We start from the raw sequence: 15,299 nt of genomic DNA on the forward strand, positions 1-15,299 counted from the left end.
ATTTACCTCTATAACAAGATCTAAGGCCGACTATGGGCACTGAAACACTGGCGATCGGCAGCGTGCGACTGTTTCGCTATGCGCTTGGCTCGCTACTGCTACTGGCAGGTACTGCATTGCTGGTGGCCCACGGGCTGGCCTGGCTGGACCTTGAACCGCGCATCCTGCGTGCTTTGCAGGGCGGGGCGATCTGCGCGCTCGGTACTGCGCTGGGCGCGGTTCCGGTATTGGTGATTCGGCGGATGCCGGTGGCCGTGAGCGATACCTTGCTGGGCTTTGGGGCTGGCGTGATGCTGGCTGCAACCGCCTTTTCACTGGTGGTACCGGGTATCGCTGCTGCAGAAAGCCTGGGGCTTACGTCCTGGGGCGCGAGCGGGCTGATCAGTTTCGGCATTATGTTGGGAGCGTTCGGGCTGTATCTGGTTGACCGCAAGGTCTCCGGCGCGAGTCCAGAAATGCTGGTGGGCACGCCGGACAAACCGGTGATACCGCCGCGCATCTGGCTATTCGTGTTCGCTATCATTGCTCACAACATTCCGGAAGGCATGGCGGTTGGCGTCTCTGCCGGCGGCGGCATGCCGGATGCCGACAGCTTGGCCATGGGCATCGCCTTGCAGGATGTGCCCGAAGGTCTTGTGATTGCGTTGGTGTTGGCCGGGGCAGGGATGTCGCGGGCCAAGGCATTCCTGATTGGTGCTGCTTCAGGCTTGGTGGAACCGGTGTTTGCCGTACTCTGCGCTTGGCTGGTGAGCCTGGCCGAGGTGTTGTTGCCTTTGGGGCTGGCGCTGGCTGCCGGGGCGATGCTGTTGGTAGTGACCCATGAGGTGATCCCGGAGTCGCGGCGCAATGGCCACGAAAAGCTCGCCAGCTTGGGGCTCTGCATTGGATTTTGCTTGATGATGGCGATGGATACCGCATTGGGGTGAAGCCGTTGCGGCTTCACGTTTGTGTCAAAGGGTGAGGTTACTCACCCTCATCAAAGTAGTTGTTGATCAACGCCACCAGAGCTTCCATCGCTTCCTGGTCTTGCTCGCCTTCGGTCTTCAAATGAATTTTGGTGCCTTTGCCGGCCGCCAGCATCATCATCGCCATGATGCTTTTGCCGTCGACCATGCTTTCAGGTGTGCGTCCAGCCCTGATCTGGCAGGGGAACTGCCCGGCTACTCCGACAAACTTGGCCGAGGCGCGGGCGTGCAAGCCCAACTTGTTGATGATTTCAATTTCCAGAGCGGGCATCGCGCAGGTGTTCCTTTCAGCTAAGGTCGCGGTGGCGAACCTGGACGTTCTTGAGGGTTTGTTGCAGTGCTTGGCCCAAGCGCTCGGTCAGGTATACCGAACGGTGATGACCGCCGGTGCATCCAATGGCAATAGTGACATAGGCCCGGTTGCTCGCGGCAAAGCGCGGCAGCCACTTGAGCAGATAGCTGGAAATGTCCTGGAACATCTCCTCCACATCCGGCTGCGCGGCTAGGTACTCAGCCACAGGTAGGTCCAGCCCTGATTGGTCGCGTAACTCTGGCTTCCAGTAGGGGTTGGGCAGGCAGCGCACGTCGAACACCAGATCGGCATCCACCGGCATGCCACGTTTGAAGCCAAAAGACTCGACGAGAAACGCCGTGCCAGGCTCCGGCTGATTCAGCAGGCGCAGTTTGATGGCATCGCGCAGCTGGTAAAGGTTAAGGCCGGTGGTGTTGATCTTAAGGTCGGCGAGGTCAATGATCGGCCCCAGCAACTTGGTTTCGTCCTCGATGGCTTCAGCCAGAGAACGGTGAGGGCTGCTGAGGGGGTGGCGTCGACGGGTTTCGGAGAAGCGTTTGAGCAGCGTCTCTTCATCGGCGTCCAGGTACAGCACATCACAATGAATATGCTTGGCGCGCACTTCTTCCAACAGTTCCGGGAACCGAGAGAGGTGGCTGGGTAGGTTGCGGGCGTCGATCGAAACGGCAACCAGAGGTTGCGCCAGCTCGGTGTGGATCAGAGCGAGTTCCGCCAACTCCGGCAGTAGGCCGGCCGGCAGGTTATCGATGCAATAGAAGCCGTTGTCCTCAAGAACGTTGAGGGCGGTACTTTTACCCGAGCCGGAGCGGCCGCTGACGATGATCAAACGCATGATTACTGCCCGTTTTGCTCATCCAGGACAACTTGGTACAGCGCCTCATTGCTGCCGGCACTGCGCAGTTTGTCGCGTACTTCTTTGCGGTCGAGCATGCTGGCGATCTGCCGAAGCAGTTCCAAGTGCGCATCGGTGGCGGCCTGTGGGACCAACAGAACAAACAGCAGGTCGACCGGGGCGCCATCAATGGCATCGAAATCGATAGGCGCGTCCAAGTGCAGCAGCGCGCTGACAGGTGTCTCACAGCCTTTGAGGCGACAGTGAGGAATGGCGATGCCGTTACCAAAACCGGTGGAACCCAGTTTTTCACGAGCAATCAGAGCCTCGAAGACATCTTGCATCTCCAGTTCAGGCACTTGGCTGCTGATCAGGTTGGCAATTTGTTCGAGGGCTTTCTTCTTGCTGCCGCCCGGCACGTTCACGAGGGAACGGCCGGGGGTCAGGATGGTTTCAAGTCGAATCATGGGTGGGGAGTGTTAGCGGCCTGTGCCCTGAAGAAGGCTCTGCTGCTTTTCCTTATGCTTTTTAAGTTGGCGGTCGAGCTTGTCAGTCAAGGCATCGATTGATGCATACATGTCTTCATGCTCGGCGTTGGCGACTACTTCGCCACCGGGAATCTGTAGGGTCGCTTCGATTTTCTGCTGAAGCTTGTCGACCTTCATGATCACTTGCACATTGGTGATCTTGTCAAAATGACCCTCAAGCTTTTTCAGCTTTTGCTCGACATATTCGCGCAGGGGAGGGGTGACTTCTACATGGTGTCCACTGATGTTGACTTGCATACAGCTTCTCCTTCGTTGCCAGTGCATAAAGCGGCGGGTAGGAATACCCGCCACTGGAACGCTGTGGCCCGCCCGTCACATCAAACGCTTACGCTCGCTGGAAGGCGCGATCCCAAGGGATTCGCGGTACTTGGCGACGGTTCGACGGGCGACCTGAATGCCTTGTGCCTCCAGTAAACCAGCGATCTTGCTGTCACTCAACGGCTTTTTCTGATTTTCCGCGGCAACCAGTTTTTTGATGATTGCGCGGATTGCCGTGGACGAGCATTCGCCGCCTTCTGAGGTGCTGACATGGCTGGAGAAAAAGTATTTCAACTCATAAATACCCCGTGGGGTATGCATGAATTTTTGCGTGGTAACGCGGGAAATCGTCGACTCGTGCATGCCTACCGCTTCGGCGATATCGTGCAGAACCAAAGGCTTCATCGCTTCATCGCCGTATTCCAGGAAGCCGCGCTGATGCTCGACGATCTGCGTGGCGACTTTCATCAGGGTTTCGTTACGGCTTTGCAGGCTCTTGATGAACCAGCGCGCCTCCTGCAACTGGTTGCGCATGAAGGTGTTGTCGGCGCTGGTGTCGGCGCGTCGCACGAAACCTGCATATTGCGGGTTGACTCGCAGGCGTGGCACTGACTCCTGGTTAAGCTCCACCAGCCAGCGCTCGTTGTCCTTGCGCACGATCACGTCAGGAACTACGTATTCGGCCTCGCTGGACTCGATCTGCGAGCCGGGACGCGGGTTGAGGCTTTGCACCAGCTCGATGACCTGGCGCAGATCGTCTTCCTTGAGTTTCATGCGACGCATCAGTTGGCTGTAATCGCGGCTGCCGAGCAGGTCGATGTATTCGGTGACCAGGCGCTGGGCCTCGGCGAGCCATGGGGTCTTGGCGGGCAGCTGGCGCAGTTGCAGCTGCAGGCATTCGCTAAGGGTGCGCGCACCAATACCCGCGGGCTCAAATTGCTGGATGCGGTGCAGGACGGCTTCGATTTCGTCCAGTTCGATATCTAGTTCGGGGTCGAAGGCCTCAAGAATCTCTTCGAGTGTCTCGTCCAGATAGCCTTGGTTATTGATGCAATCGATCAGGGTGACGGCGATCAGGCGATCGGTGTCCGACATCGGTGCGAGGTTCAGTTGCCACAACAGATGGCTCTGCAGACTTTCGCCGGCGGACGTGCGGGTAGTGAAGTCCCACTCATCATCGTCGTTGCTGGGCAGGCTGCTGGCGCTGGTCTGGTAGACGTCTTCCCAAGCAGTGTCTACGGGAAGCTCGTTGGGAATGCGTTCGTTCCAATCGCCTTCCTCAAGGTTATCCACCGTAGGGGCGGTTTCCTGGTAGGACGGTTCCTGCACGTCTGCGTTGGGTTTTTGCTCGATGTTGTCGGCCAACGGGTCTGCATTATCGAAGTCGTCGCCTTCTTCCTGGCGTTCGAGCATCGGATTAGACTCCAGGGCCTCCTGGATTTCCTGTTGCAGGTCCAGGGTCGACAATTGGAGCAGGCGGATGGCCTGTTGCAGCTGCGGTGTCATCGTCAGCTGCTGGCCCATTCTTAGGACTAGCGATGGTTTCATGGCAGGGGCTTAACACCTTATTCGCCGGCGCAACGCGCCATCCACGACAGGGCGCGTGAGCGCCAAACATAAGCAAATTATATGCCTGATATCGAGGGCTTTGCCTAGAGCGCGGTAACAATAAAAAACCGGAGGTTTTCATTGACTCCCGCGCATCAGGCAAACGACCTGCCACCGCCTTGTTTGTGCAGGCGGCTTTACAGGCGAAACTCGTGACCCAGATACACTTCCTTGACCAGTTCGTTGGCCAGGATGGTGGCGGAGTCGCCTTCTGCGATCAGTTGACCATCGTTGACGATATACGCGGTTTCGCAGATATCGAGGGTCTCACGCACGTTGTGATCGGTGATCAGTACACCGATACCCTTGGCCTTGAGGTGATGGATGATCTGCTTGATGTCGCCAACCGAGATAGGGTCGACGCCGGCAAACGGTTCGTCCAGCAGAATGAACTTGGGGGCAGTGGCCAGGGCGCGGGCGATTTCCACGCGACGCCGCTCACCACCGGACAGGCTCATGCCAAGGTTGTCGCGAATGTGGTTGATATGGAATTCCTGCAGCAGGCTTTCCAGCTCCTGTCGGCGGCCGTCACGGTCCAGTTCCTTGCGAGTTTCAAGGATGGCCATAATGTTGTCGGCAACTGACAGTTTGCGGAAGATCGATGCTTCTTGAGGAAGATAGCCGATACCCGCGCGTGCACGACCGTGCATTGGCTGGTGGCTGACATCCAGGTCGTCGATCAGTACGCGACCCTGATCCGCCTGGACCAGGCCAACAATCATGTAGAAGCATGTGGTCTTGCCTGCGCCGTTGGGGCCGAGCAAGCCGACGATCTGGCCGCTGTCGATCGACAGGCTGACGTCGCGCACGACCTGACGGCTTTTATAGGCCTTGGCCAGATGCTGGGCTTTCAGGGTTGCCATTACTCGGCCTTCTTCTTCGGCTGGATAACCATGTCGATGCGTGGGCGCGGTGCGGTGACCTTGCTGCCATTGGCACGACCGGCGTTAGCGATCTGTTTCACGGTGTCATAGGTGATCTTTTCACCTTCCGTGGAGTTGCCATCGGGGCTGAGCACCTTGGCCTGGTCGATCAGCACAATGCGATTCTGCTGGGCGTGATACTGAATGGTCTTGCCGTAGCCCTTCATCGGGCCAGTGTCGGCAGCGGACTGCTTCTGTTCGAAGTAAGCCAGGTTGCCCACTGAGGTCACGACGTCGATGTCACCGGCTTGGGTACGCGTCAGTGTCACGGTATTACCGGTGATCTTCATCGACCCTTGGGTGATGATTACGCCGCCGGTATAGGTGGCAACACCTTGCTTGTCATCCAGTTGCGCATCGTCAGCCGAGATGTGGATCGGTTGCTGGCTATCGTTCGGCAGAGCCCAGGCGCTCACGCTTCCCAGTGCTGCGCCCAAACCGAGCAAAATAGGGAGAGTTTTAACGAGCCTCATACTGTCCTCTTACGTTCGATAGCAGGTGTATCCTGCTTTCTTTCAAATACGCTTTCATTCCCTTGCCAGTCGATACACCGCCAGCGCCGTCGATTCTAACGTCTTGCTCGGTCTGCGCATATTGCTTCTGCGGGAATACGGTCATGCGACTGCTGGTAATCACCGTGTCACGGGCTTTGGCGTCCGTGCGCGCAACACGTACCGAGTCAATCAGTTCTACCTCGGTGCCGTCGGGGTTCACCTCACCACGCTTGCTGGTGACATGCCACGGAAATTCGGTGCCGCGGTACAGGTTCAGGTCCGGATTAGTCAGCAGAGTGACTTCGGTGGCCTTCAAGTGCTCGACTTTGTCCGACGTCATTTCGTACTGCAGCTTGCCGTCGGGCAGGAACTGCACGCTATAGGCATTGGTGGCGTAATAGTCGATGGCCCCCTCGTCGACCTGCGCAACAGGCTGGTCGAGGAAGCGCCCCGGACTGATATTCCAGTAGCCCACCGCGAGGAACAGCGCGGCAATGACCCCGAATAACAGGAAGTTGCGAATCTTTTTGCTCAGCATAAAACGCTCTATAGGTAGGCGGCGTGGGCCGCTTCAAGGCTGCCTTGGGCTCGCAGGATCAGTTCGCAGAACTCGCGTGCTGCACCTTCGCCACCACGGGCGCAGGTGATGCCATGGGCGTGCTCGCGAACAAACGCCGCCGCATTGGCGACGGCCATGCCAAGCCCTACTCGACGAATGACCGGCAGGTCGGGCAGATCATCGCCTAAGTAGGCGACCTGCTCATAGCTTAGGTTGAGTTGGCCAAGAAGCTCGTCCAGAACTACCAGTTTATCCTCGCGGCCCTGATACAGGTGAGGAATCCCCAGGTTTTGTGCGCGGCGTTCCACAACGGGAGTTTTTCGGCCGCTGATAATCGCGGTTTGCACGCCTGCAGCCATCAGCATCTTGATGCCTTGGCCGTCGAGGGTGTTGAACGTCTTGAATTCGCTGCCGTCTTCGAGGAAGTACAGGCGGCCATCGGTCAGCACGCCGTCAACGTCGAAAATCGCCAGTCTGATGTTTTTGCCGCGTTGCAACAGGTCGCTGGTCATTTACATCACTCCCGCACGCAGCAAGTCGTGCATGTTCAGGGCGCCAACCGGGTGGTCGTCGCTATCGACAACCACCAGGGCGCCGATCTTGTGGTCTTCCATGATCTTCAATGCTTCGGCTGCCAGCATCTCAGGGCGTGCGGTCTTGCCGTGTGGCGTCATCACTGCATCGATCGTCGCAGTGTGGATATCGATGGTGCGGTCCAGGGTGCGGCGCAGGTCGCCGTCGGTGAAGACCCCAGCCAGGCGGCCATCAGCTTCAAGGATCACGGTCATGCCCAGGCCCTTGCGAGTCATTTCCATCAGCGCGTCCTTCAGTAAAGTGCCGCGCTGGACGTGGGGCAATTCATCGCCTGAATGCATAACGTTTTCCACTTTCAGCAGTAGGCGGCGGCCCAGCGCGCCACCCGGGTGGGAGAACGCGAAGTCTTCAGCGGTGAACCCGCGAGCTTCAAGCAGTGCAACGGCCAGAGCGTCGCCCATAACCAAGGCAGCGGTAGTGGAGGAGGTCGGTGCCAGATTCAGCGGGCAGGCTTCGTGGGCGACGTGAACGTTCAGGTTAACATCGGCAGCCTTGGCCAGCGTCGACTCCGGGTTGCCGGTGACGCTGATCATCTGGATGCCAAGGCGCTTGATCAGCGGCAGCAGGGTCACGATTTCGTTGGTGGTACCGGAGTTGGACAGCGCCAGGATGATGTCATCTTTGGTGATCATGCCCATGTCGCCGTGGCTCGCCTCCGCCGGATGCACGAAAAACGCCGTGGTCCCGGTGCTCGCCAGGGTGGCGGCGATCTTGTTGCCGACGTGGCCCGATTTGCCCATGCCGACCACGACAACGCGGCCCTTGCTGGCCAGAATCATCTCGCAGGCGCGTACGAAATCTGCGTCGATATGGGCCAGTAAGCCTTCTACGGCTTCGACTTCGAGGCGGATGGTGCGTTGTGCGGATTGGATAAGGTCGCTGGATTGGCTCATGTCTGAAATCGTATAGCCTGACGAAAAGTCGGCGATTATAGCGGTAATGATCAATTCCCTCACGCAAGTTCGTCAGGCTTTATTCAGCAGGGGACTGAGATCGATCCTCAGTCACACAGTCGGCAACGTTTTTTCCCTGTCCCCAAACTGAACTAGCGCTGTTCCGGCCTTGGGCGCCTTGTACCAGCAGTGATATAGTTCGCCGCCAGTTCGGTCCGCCCAGCCCATGTGGCTATCTATATGCGTCGCCGTTGCAAACGTTTGTCGCATGCGTGGTGTCTGAGTGAGAGGCTGCATCCCAAGGAGTTTAGATGAGTGCCGATAACGCCTACGCGGTCGAGCTGAAGGGACTGACCTTCAAGCGCGGGACGCGCAGCATCTTCAATAACGTCGATATTCGCATTCCCCGTGGCAAGGTCACGGGCATCATGGGGCCGTCCGGTTGCGGCAAGACCACGCTGTTGCGGTTGATGGGCATGCAATTGCGTCCCAGCGCCGGCGAAGTGTGGGTCAATGGCCAAAACCTGCCTACGCTGTCGCGCAGTGATCTGTTCGATGCGCGCAAGCATATGGGCGTGCTGTTCCAGAGCGGTGCGCTGTTCACCGACCTCGATGTGTTCGAGAACGTAGCGTTTCCGCTGCGGGTGCATACCCAGCTGTCCGATGAAATGATTCGCGACATTGTATTGCTGAAATTGCAGGCCGTCGGCCTCCGTGGCGCAATTGATCTGATGCCCGACGAACTGTCCGGCGGCATGAAGCGCCGTGTGGCCCTGGCGCGAGCCATTGCCCTCGATCCACAGATTCTCATGTACGACGAGCCCTTCGTCGGTCAGGATCCGATCGCCATGGGGGTGCTGGTACGACTGATCCGTCTGCTCAACGATGCCCTGGGTATCACCAGTATCGTGGTCTCCCACGACCTTGCAGAAACCGCGAGCATTGCCGATTACCTCTATGTGGTCGGTGATGGCCAGGTGCTGGGGCAGGGTACGCCTGAAGAGCTGATGAACGCCGACAACCCGCGCATTCGCCAATTCATGACCGGCGACCCCGATGGCCCTGTGCCTTTCCACTTTCCGGCAGCGGATTACCGCTCAGATCTTCTGGGGAAGCGTTGATGCGCAAAACATCTCTTATCGAGAAAGTTCGCCTTTTCGGTCGCTCCGGCATCGACATCGTCGAAGTGCTCGGCCGCTCGACGATTTTCCTGTTCCACGCCTTGCTCGGCCGCGGCGGTATTGGCGGTGGCTTTGGCCTGTTGATCAAGCAGCTGCATTCGGTGGGTGTGATGTCCCTGGTGATCATTGTGGTCTCCGGGGTGTTCATTGGCATGGTGCTGGCGTTGCAGGGCTTCAATATCCTGTCCAGCTACGGTTCGGAGCAGGCAGTGGGGCAGATGGTTGCCCTGACGCTGCTACGTGAACTGGGACCGGTGGTGACCGCGTTGCTGTTCGCCGGGCGCGCAGGTTCCGCGTTGACTGCCGAAATTGGCAACATGAAGTCTACCGAGCAGCTGTCCAGCCTCGAAATGATCGGTGTGGACCCGCTCAAATACATTGTTGCCCCGCGCCTGTGGGCCGGCTTTATTTCCCTGCCATTGCTGGCGATGATCTTCAGCGTGGTCGGTATCTGGGGCGGTTCGTGGGTAGCGGTGGACTGGCTTGGCGTCTACGACGGCTCCTACTGGGCCAACATGCAAAACAGCGTGACCTTCAGTGGTGACGTGCTCAATGGCATTATAAAGAGCATCGTCTTCGCCTTTGTAGTGACCTGGATCGCCGTATTCCAAGGCTATGACTGTGAGCCCACCTCAGAAGGGATCAGTCGTGCCACCACCAAGACCGTTGTGTACGCCTCGCTGGCAGTACTTGGCCTTGACTTCATTTTGACCGCCTTGATGTTTGGAGACTTCTGATGCAAAACCGCACTGTGGAAATCGGTGTCGGCCTTTTCTTGCTGGCTGGCATCCTGGCTTTACTGTTGCTGGCTCTGCGAGTCAGCGGTCTTTCGGCCAGCCCAACCGCCGATACTTATAAACTTTACGCGTACTTCGACAATATCGCCGGTTTGACTGTCAGAGCTAAAGTGACCATGGCCGGTGTAACCATTGGCAAGGTCACGGCAATCGATCTGGATCGCGACAGCTTCACCGGGCGAGTGACGATGCAACTGGACAAGAAGGTGGATAATCTGCCTACCGACTCTACTGCATCTATCCTCACTGCGGGGCTGCTGGGCGAGAAGTACATCGGTGTCAGCGTGGGCGGGGAAACAGCCCTGCTCAAGGATGGTTCGACCATCCACGACACTCAGTCGTCGCTGGTACTTGAGGACCTGATCGGAAAATTTTTGCTCAATACGGTCAATAAAGACGCCAAATGAGGAATCTGTTCATGATCTCTACCTTGCGACGTGGCCTGCTGGTACTGCTTGCAGCACTGCCATTGATGGCCAACGCGGCAGGTTCTGCGCACGAACTGGTGCAGGACACCACCAGCAAGATGCTGGCTGACCTGACGGCCAATAAAGAACAGTACAAGCAAGATCCAACCAAGTTCTATGAAGCGCTCAACAGCATCGTCGGCCCGGTCGTCGATGCTGAAGGCATCTCACGCAGCATCATGACGGTCAAATATTCGCGCAAGGCCACGCCTGCGCAGATGCAGACGTTCCAGGAAAACTTCAAGCGCGGCCTGTTCCAGTTCTATGGCAACGCTTTGCTTGAGTACAACAACCAAGGTATTACCGTTGCTCCAGCCGGTGATGAGTCGGGCGATCGCACCAGCGTCAACATGAGCGTCAAAGGTAATAACGGTGCCGTGTACCCGGTGCAGTACACCTTGGAGAAGATCAACGGCGAGTGGAAACTGCGCAACGTGATCATCAACGGCATCAATATCGGCAAGCTGTTCCGTGACCAGTTTGCCGACGCCATGCAGCGCAATGGCAACGACCTGGACAAAACCATCAATGGTTGGGCCGGTGAAGTCGCCAAGGCCAAGGAAGAAACCGATAAAGCTGCTGGGAAGCCGGCGCAATGACCGAGTCGGCTGTTCGTCTCGGCGACTCTGGCCAGCTGTTCATCAGCGGGGTGCTGGATTACCGAACCGGCCCGGCTCTGCGCAAGCATGGCCAAGCGCTGATCAAGTCGAGCGCTGCGCCGGAGCTGGTCCTGGATTGCTCAGCGGTAACCAAGTCCAGCAGTGTCGGGTTGTCGTTGCTGCTGTGCTTCATGCGTGATGCCGAAGCGGCTAAGAAGCCGGTTAGCATCCGTGCGTTGCCCGAAGACATGCGCGAAATTGCCGAAGTTTCCGGTCTGACCGAGCTGTTGGCGCATCCTTAATACACATTATTAGAGAAGCCCCCCGTCAGAGTCCTGCTATGCGGGGTTCGCAGGCGCGGGGCTTTTTTGTATGATGTGCGACCCGTGCGCACTGGGCGCCGATAGAGGTTGAGCATGCAGGCCCTAGAAGTTAAGAGCTTTCTTGAAGGAAAGCTGCCGGATACGACCGTAGAAGTTGAAGGCGAAGGCTGCAACTTCCAGCTGAACGTGATTAGCGATGAACTGGCGGCATTGAGCCCAGTCAAGCGTCAGCAGCAGATCTATGCCCATTTGAACCCGTGGATCACCGATGGCAGCATCCATGCGGTCACTATGAAATTTTTCAGCCGCGCGGCCTGGGCCGAGCGCACCTGAGCCCCCTAGGCGTCGAGATTCTTATGGATAAATTGATTATTACCGGCGGTGCTCGCCTTGATGGCGAGATTCGCATTTCCGGTGCAAAAAACTCCGCCTTGCCGATCCTGGCAGCGACCCTGCTGTGCGATGGCCCGGTGACCGTGGCCAACCTGCCGCACCTGCACGACATCACTACCATGATCGAGCTGTTCGGTCGCATGGGCATCGAGCCTGTGATTGATGAGAAGCTGGCCGTCGAAATTGACCCACGCACCATCAAGACCCTGATCGCCCCGTACGAACTGGTGAAAACCATGCGTGCGTCGATCTTGGTGCTGGGCCCGATGGTTGCCCGTTTCGGTGAAGCCGAAGTCGCCCTGCCTGGCGGCTGCGCTATCGGATCGCGTCCAGTGGACCTGCACATCCGTGGCCTGGAAGCCATGGGCGCAGTCATTGACGTTGAAGGCGGCTACATCAAAGCCAAGGCGCCGGAAGGCGGCCTGCGTGGAGCGAACTTCTTCTTTGATACCGTCAGCGTGACCGGTACCGAGAACATCATGATGGCCGCTGCCCTGGCCAAAGGCCGCAGCGTCCTGCAAAACGCCGCGCGCGAGCCGGAAGTGGTCGACCTGGCCAACTTCCTGAACGCCATGGGCGCGAAGGTTTCCGGTGCCGGCACCGACACCATTACCATTGATGGTGTAGAGCGCCTGCACACTGCAACCTATAAAGTGATGCCTGACCGCATCGAGACCGGTACCTACCTGGTTGCTGCCGCCGTTACCGGTGGTCGCGTCAAGGTAAAGGACACCGATCCGACCATCCTGGAAGCGGTCCTGGAAAAACTGCGCGAAGCCGGCGCCGAAATCACCACCGGCGAAGACTGGATCGAGTTGAACATGCACGGCAAGCGGCCGAAAGCCGTCAACGTGCGGACCGCTCCGTACCCGGCGTTCCCGACTGACATGCAAGCGCAGTTCATCTCCCTGAACGCGATTGCCGAAGGCACTGGTGCCGTGATAGAGACCATCTTCGAAAACCGCTTCATGCACGTGTATGAACTGCACCGCATGGGCGCGAAGATTCAGGTTGAAGGCAACACCGCCATCGTTACCGGCACCGAGAAGCTCAAGGGCGCGCCAGTCATGGCTACCGACCTGCGTGCTTCGGCCAGTCTGGTGATCTCGGCGCTGATCGCCGAAGGCGACACTCTGATCGACCGCATCTACCACATCGACCGTGGTTACGAGTGCATCGAAGAGAAACTGCAGATGCTCGGCGCTAAAATCCGCCGCGTACCGGGCTAGTTCCCGGAGCTGAAAACACCGTCACTGTGGTGAGCGGGCTTGCCCCGCGCCGGACTGCGTAGCAGTCCCGTTTTTTGGGTCGCTACGCAATTCAGCGTGGGGCAAGCCCACTCACTACAGACGGTGTCAGCTCGCAGTATGCTGAATTTGTTTCAAATCGAGGCTGTCATGGCCTCGATCTGCGTCTGGCGCCGTTTGCGACCGGACAGCAATAGCCTGATGAAGGACTGACGTTTCCCATGTTGACCATCGCACTGTCCAAGGGCCGCATCCTTGACGACACTTTGCCGCTTCTGGCTGAAGCGGGCATCGTGCCGACCGAGAATCCGGACAAGAGCCGCAAGCTGATCATCCCTACGACCCAGGACGACGTTCGCCTGCTGATCGTGCGGGCTACCGACGTGCCGACCTACGTTGAGCATGGCGCGGCCGACCTCGGCGTCGCCGGTAAAGACGTGTTGATGGAATACGGTGGCCAGGGCCTGTATGAGCCGCTGGACCTGCGTATTGCCCTGTGCAAGCTGATGACCGCCGGCCGTGTCGGTGACGTCGAGCCTAAAGGCCGCCTGCGCGTGGCGACCAAGTTCGTCAACGTCGCCAAGCGTTATTATGCCGAGCAAGGCCGCCAGGTCGACATCATCAAGCTCTACGGCTCGATGGAGCTGGCGCCGCTGATCGGCCTGGCCGACAAGATCATCGATGTGGTCGACACCGGCAACACCCTGCGTGCCAACGGTCTCGAACCACAGGACTTCATCGCCGATATCAGCTCCCGCTTGATCGTCAACAAAGCGTCGATGAAGATGCAGCACGCCCGTATCCAAGCGTTGATCGACACCCTGCGCACCGCAGTGGAGTCTCGACACCGCGGTTGACCTACCCGCGTAGCTGAAAGGCTGCGCCCGTCTATCCGCCTCATAGCCAGAATTCTCAGGTGCCCAAGCGGAAACGACTGCTAGTTTAGGGCGCCTGAGTTTTTGCCAATTCTATTGAGGCCCTCGCTATGACCACGTCCACTGCAATTGCCCGACTCAACGCTGCCGACCCGGATTTCGCCCATCATCTGGATCATCTGCTGAGCTGGGAAAGCGTGTCCGACGACTCGGTCAACCAGCGGGTGCTCGACATCATCAAGGCCGTGCGCGAGCGTGGTGATGCGGCGCTGGTGGATTTCACCCGTCAGTTCGACGGTCTGGACGTCAAGTCCATGTCCGATCTGATTCTTCCCCGCGAACGCCTGGAGCTCGCACTGACGCGCATCACTGCGCCTCAGCGTGAAGCCCTGGAAGTCGCGGCGGCGCGTGTGCGCAGCTACCACGAAAAGCAGAAACAGGACTCCTGGAGCTATACCGAAGCCGACGGCACTGTGCTGGGCCAAAAGGTCACGCCGCTGGATCGTGCCGGTCTCTACGTGCCGGGTGGCAAAGCGTCGTATCCATCGTCGGTGTTGATGAACGCAATTCCGGCCAAGGTGGCGGGCGTGACCGAAGTGGTTATGGTGGTACCGACCCCGCGCGGCGAAATCAACGAACTGGTGCTGGCTGCGGCCTGCATCGCTGGTGTTGACCGTGTGTTCACCATTGGCGGTGCTCAAGCCGTCGCGGCCCTGGCCTACGGCACCGAAAGCGTGCCGAAGGTCGACAAAGTGGTGGGGCCTGGCAACATCTACGTCGCCACCGCCAAGCGCCACGTTTTTGGCCAGGTTGGCATCGACATGATCGCCGGTCCCTCGGAAATCCTCGTAGTGTGCGACGGCCAGACCGATCCGGATTGGATCGCCATGGACCTGTTCTCCCAGGCCGAGCACGACGAAGACGCCCAGGCGATTCTGGTCAGCCCCGATGCCGAGTTCCTCGACAAGGTCGCCGCCAGCATCGATAAGCTGCTGCCTACCATGGACCGTGCAGAGATCATCGAGAAATCCATCAACGGCCGTGGCGCGCTGATCCTGGTGCGTGACATGGAACAGGCCATCGAAGTGGCCAACCGTATCGCCCCGGAGCACCTGGAGCTGTCCGTGGCTGACCCACAGGCCTGGCTGCCGTCGATTCGCCATGCCGGTGCGATCTTCATGGGGCGTCACACCAGTGAAGCGCTGGGCGACTACTGCGCCGGCCCGAACCATGTGTTGCCGACCTCCGGCACCGCGCGGTTCTCATCACCGCTGGGGGTGTACGACTTCCAGAAGCGCTCGTCGATCATCTTTTGCTCGCCACAAGGTGCTTCCGAGTTGGGCAAGACCGCTTCGGTGCTGGCCCGTGGTGAGTCGTTGAGCGCACACGCCCGTAGTGCTGAGTATCGAATCCTGGAAGAAGGGAAATAA

At 58.6% G+C, this 15,299-nt stretch carries 20 protein-coding genes; 10 read left to right on the forward strand and 10 right to left on the reverse strand.

Going from position 1 to position 15,299, the window contains the following annotated elements:
• Window positions 1-32 precede the first annotated feature (32 nt).
• Window positions 33-926: a ZIP family metal transporter gene (locus tag LRO94_RS05300; protein WP_122755593.1), complete on the forward strand. Its 894-nt coding sequence runs from the start codon at window positions 33-35 to the stop codon at window positions 924-926.
• Between the two features lie 37 nt (window positions 927-963).
• Here the strand turns inward: LRO94_RS05300 and LRO94_RS05305 are convergent, their stop codons facing one another.
• From LRO94_RS05305 to LRO94_RS05350, 10 genes are all read right to left on the reverse strand, one after another.
• Entirely contained in the window at window positions 964-1,236 is a 273-nt protein-coding gene (locus LRO94_RS05305) for an HPr family phosphocarrier protein (protein WP_032886274.1), read from the reverse strand.
• 16 nt (window positions 1,237-1,252) lie between these two features.
• Complete coding sequence (gene rapZ / locus LRO94_RS05310) at window positions 1,253-2,110, reverse strand: RNase adapter RapZ (RefSeq protein ID WP_179179513.1); 858 nt, start codon at window positions 2,108-2,110, stop codon at window positions 1,253-1,255.
• A 2-nt stretch (window positions 2,111-2,112) separates the two neighbouring features.
• Complete coding sequence (gene ptsN, locus LRO94_RS05315) at window positions 2,113-2,577, reverse strand: PTS IIA-like nitrogen regulatory protein PtsN (protein ID WP_032886276.1); 465 nt, start codon at window positions 2,575-2,577, stop codon at window positions 2,113-2,115.
• Between the two features lie 12 nt (window positions 2,578-2,589).
• Window positions 2,590-2,895: a ribosome hibernation-promoting factor, HPF/YfiA family gene (hpf, locus tag LRO94_RS05320; protein ID WP_095183847.1), complete on the reverse strand. Its 306-nt coding sequence runs from the start codon at window positions 2,893-2,895 to the stop codon at window positions 2,590-2,592.
• A gap of 75 nt (window positions 2,896-2,970) precedes the next feature.
• Window positions 2,971-4,464 (reverse strand): RNA polymerase factor sigma-54, encoded by a 1,494-nt coding sequence (locus tag LRO94_RS05325; RefSeq protein WP_122764743.1) that lies wholly within the window; start codon window positions 4,462-4,464, stop codon window positions 2,971-2,973.
• A gap of 197 nt (window positions 4,465-4,661) precedes the next feature.
• Window positions 4,662-5,387: an LPS export ABC transporter ATP-binding protein gene (lptB, locus tag LRO94_RS05330; protein ID WP_004372092.1), complete on the reverse strand. Its 726-nt coding sequence runs from the start codon at window positions 5,385-5,387 to the stop codon at window positions 4,662-4,664.
• Window positions 5,387-5,920: a lipopolysaccharide transport periplasmic protein LptA gene (lptA, locus tag LRO94_RS05335; RefSeq protein ID WP_095183848.1), complete on the reverse strand. Its 534-nt coding sequence runs from the start codon at window positions 5,918-5,920 to the stop codon at window positions 5,387-5,389. The genes lptB and lptA overlap by 1 nt, the downstream gene beginning before the upstream one ends.
• Entirely contained in the window at window positions 5,907-6,479 is a 573-nt protein-coding gene (gene lptC, locus LRO94_RS05340; RefSeq protein ID WP_032886279.1) for an LPS export ABC transporter periplasmic protein LptC, read from the reverse strand. Before lptC ends, lptA begins: the two co-directional genes overlap by 14 nt.
• 8 nt (window positions 6,480-6,487) lie before the next feature.
• Window positions 6,488-7,012 (reverse strand): KdsC family phosphatase, encoded by a 525-nt coding sequence (locus tag LRO94_RS05345; protein ID WP_032886280.1) that lies wholly within the window; start codon window positions 7,010-7,012, stop codon window positions 6,488-6,490.
• The gene (locus tag LRO94_RS05350; RefSeq protein ID WP_032886281.1) at window positions 7,013-7,987 is read right to left on the reverse strand and encodes a KpsF/GutQ family sugar-phosphate isomerase; all 975 of its coding nucleotides are present in this window, start codon (window positions 7,985-7,987) and stop codon (window positions 7,013-7,015) included.
• A 311-nt stretch (window positions 7,988-8,298) separates the two neighbouring features.
• On the opposite strand from LRO94_RS05350, the gene LRO94_RS05355 reads away from it, so the two are divergent.
• From LRO94_RS05355 to hisD, 9 genes are all read left to right on the forward strand, one after another.
• Window positions 8,299-9,108 carry an ATP-binding cassette domain-containing protein gene (locus LRO94_RS05355; protein ID WP_003171811.1) on the forward strand — a complete coding sequence of 270 codons (810 nt, stop codon included), beginning with the start codon at window positions 8,299-8,301 and terminating at the stop codon, window positions 9,106-9,108.
• A complete protein-coding gene (mlaE, locus tag LRO94_RS05360; protein ID WP_010213107.1) occupies window positions 9,108-9,905 on the forward strand; it encodes a lipid asymmetry maintenance ABC transporter permease subunit MlaE in 798 nt (265 codons plus the stop codon). The genes LRO94_RS05355 and mlaE overlap by 1 nt, the downstream gene beginning before the upstream one ends.
• Window positions 9,905-10,372: an outer membrane lipid asymmetry maintenance protein MlaD gene (gene mlaD, locus LRO94_RS05365; RefSeq protein ID WP_003171814.1), complete on the forward strand. Its 468-nt coding sequence runs from the start codon at window positions 9,905-9,907 to the stop codon at window positions 10,370-10,372. Before mlaE ends, mlaD begins: the two co-directional genes overlap by 1 nt.
• A gap of 11 nt (window positions 10,373-10,383) precedes the next feature.
• Window positions 10,384-11,031, forward strand: coding sequence for an MlaC/ttg2D family ABC transporter substrate-binding protein (locus LRO94_RS05370; RefSeq protein WP_032886283.1), 648 nt, complete (start codon window positions 10,384-10,386; stop codon window positions 11,029-11,031).
• Entirely contained in the window at window positions 11,028-11,333 is a 306-nt protein-coding gene (locus LRO94_RS05375) for an STAS domain-containing protein (RefSeq protein WP_032886285.1), read from the forward strand. Before LRO94_RS05370 ends, LRO94_RS05375 begins: the two co-directional genes overlap by 4 nt.
• Window positions 11,334-11,447: 114 nt before the next feature.
• Entirely contained in the window at window positions 11,448-11,687 is a 240-nt protein-coding gene (locus LRO94_RS05380; RefSeq protein ID WP_032886286.1) for a BolA family protein, read from the forward strand.
• Between the two features lie 23 nt (window positions 11,688-11,710).
• Window positions 11,711-12,976 (forward strand): UDP-N-acetylglucosamine 1-carboxyvinyltransferase, encoded by a 1,266-nt coding sequence (gene murA / locus LRO94_RS05385; protein WP_010213103.1) that lies wholly within the window; start codon window positions 11,711-11,713, stop codon window positions 12,974-12,976.
• 239 nt (window positions 12,977-13,215) lie between these two features.
• The gene (gene hisG / locus LRO94_RS05390; RefSeq protein WP_003171824.1) at window positions 13,216-13,851 is read left to right on the forward strand and encodes an ATP phosphoribosyltransferase; all 636 of its coding nucleotides are present in this window, start codon (window positions 13,216-13,218) and stop codon (window positions 13,849-13,851) included.
• Between the two features lie 128 nt (window positions 13,852-13,979).
• The gene (hisD, locus tag LRO94_RS05395; protein ID WP_032886288.1) at window positions 13,980-15,299 is read left to right on the forward strand and encodes a histidinol dehydrogenase; all 1,320 of its coding nucleotides are present in this window, start codon (window positions 13,980-13,982) and stop codon (window positions 15,297-15,299) included.

Origin of the sequence: Pseudomonas sivasensis (assembly GCF_021391435.1) — a bacterium.
In the GTDB taxonomy this organism is placed as follows: Bacteria; Pseudomonadota; Gammaproteobacteria; order Pseudomonadales; family Pseudomonadaceae; genus Aquipseudomonas; species Aquipseudomonas sivasensis.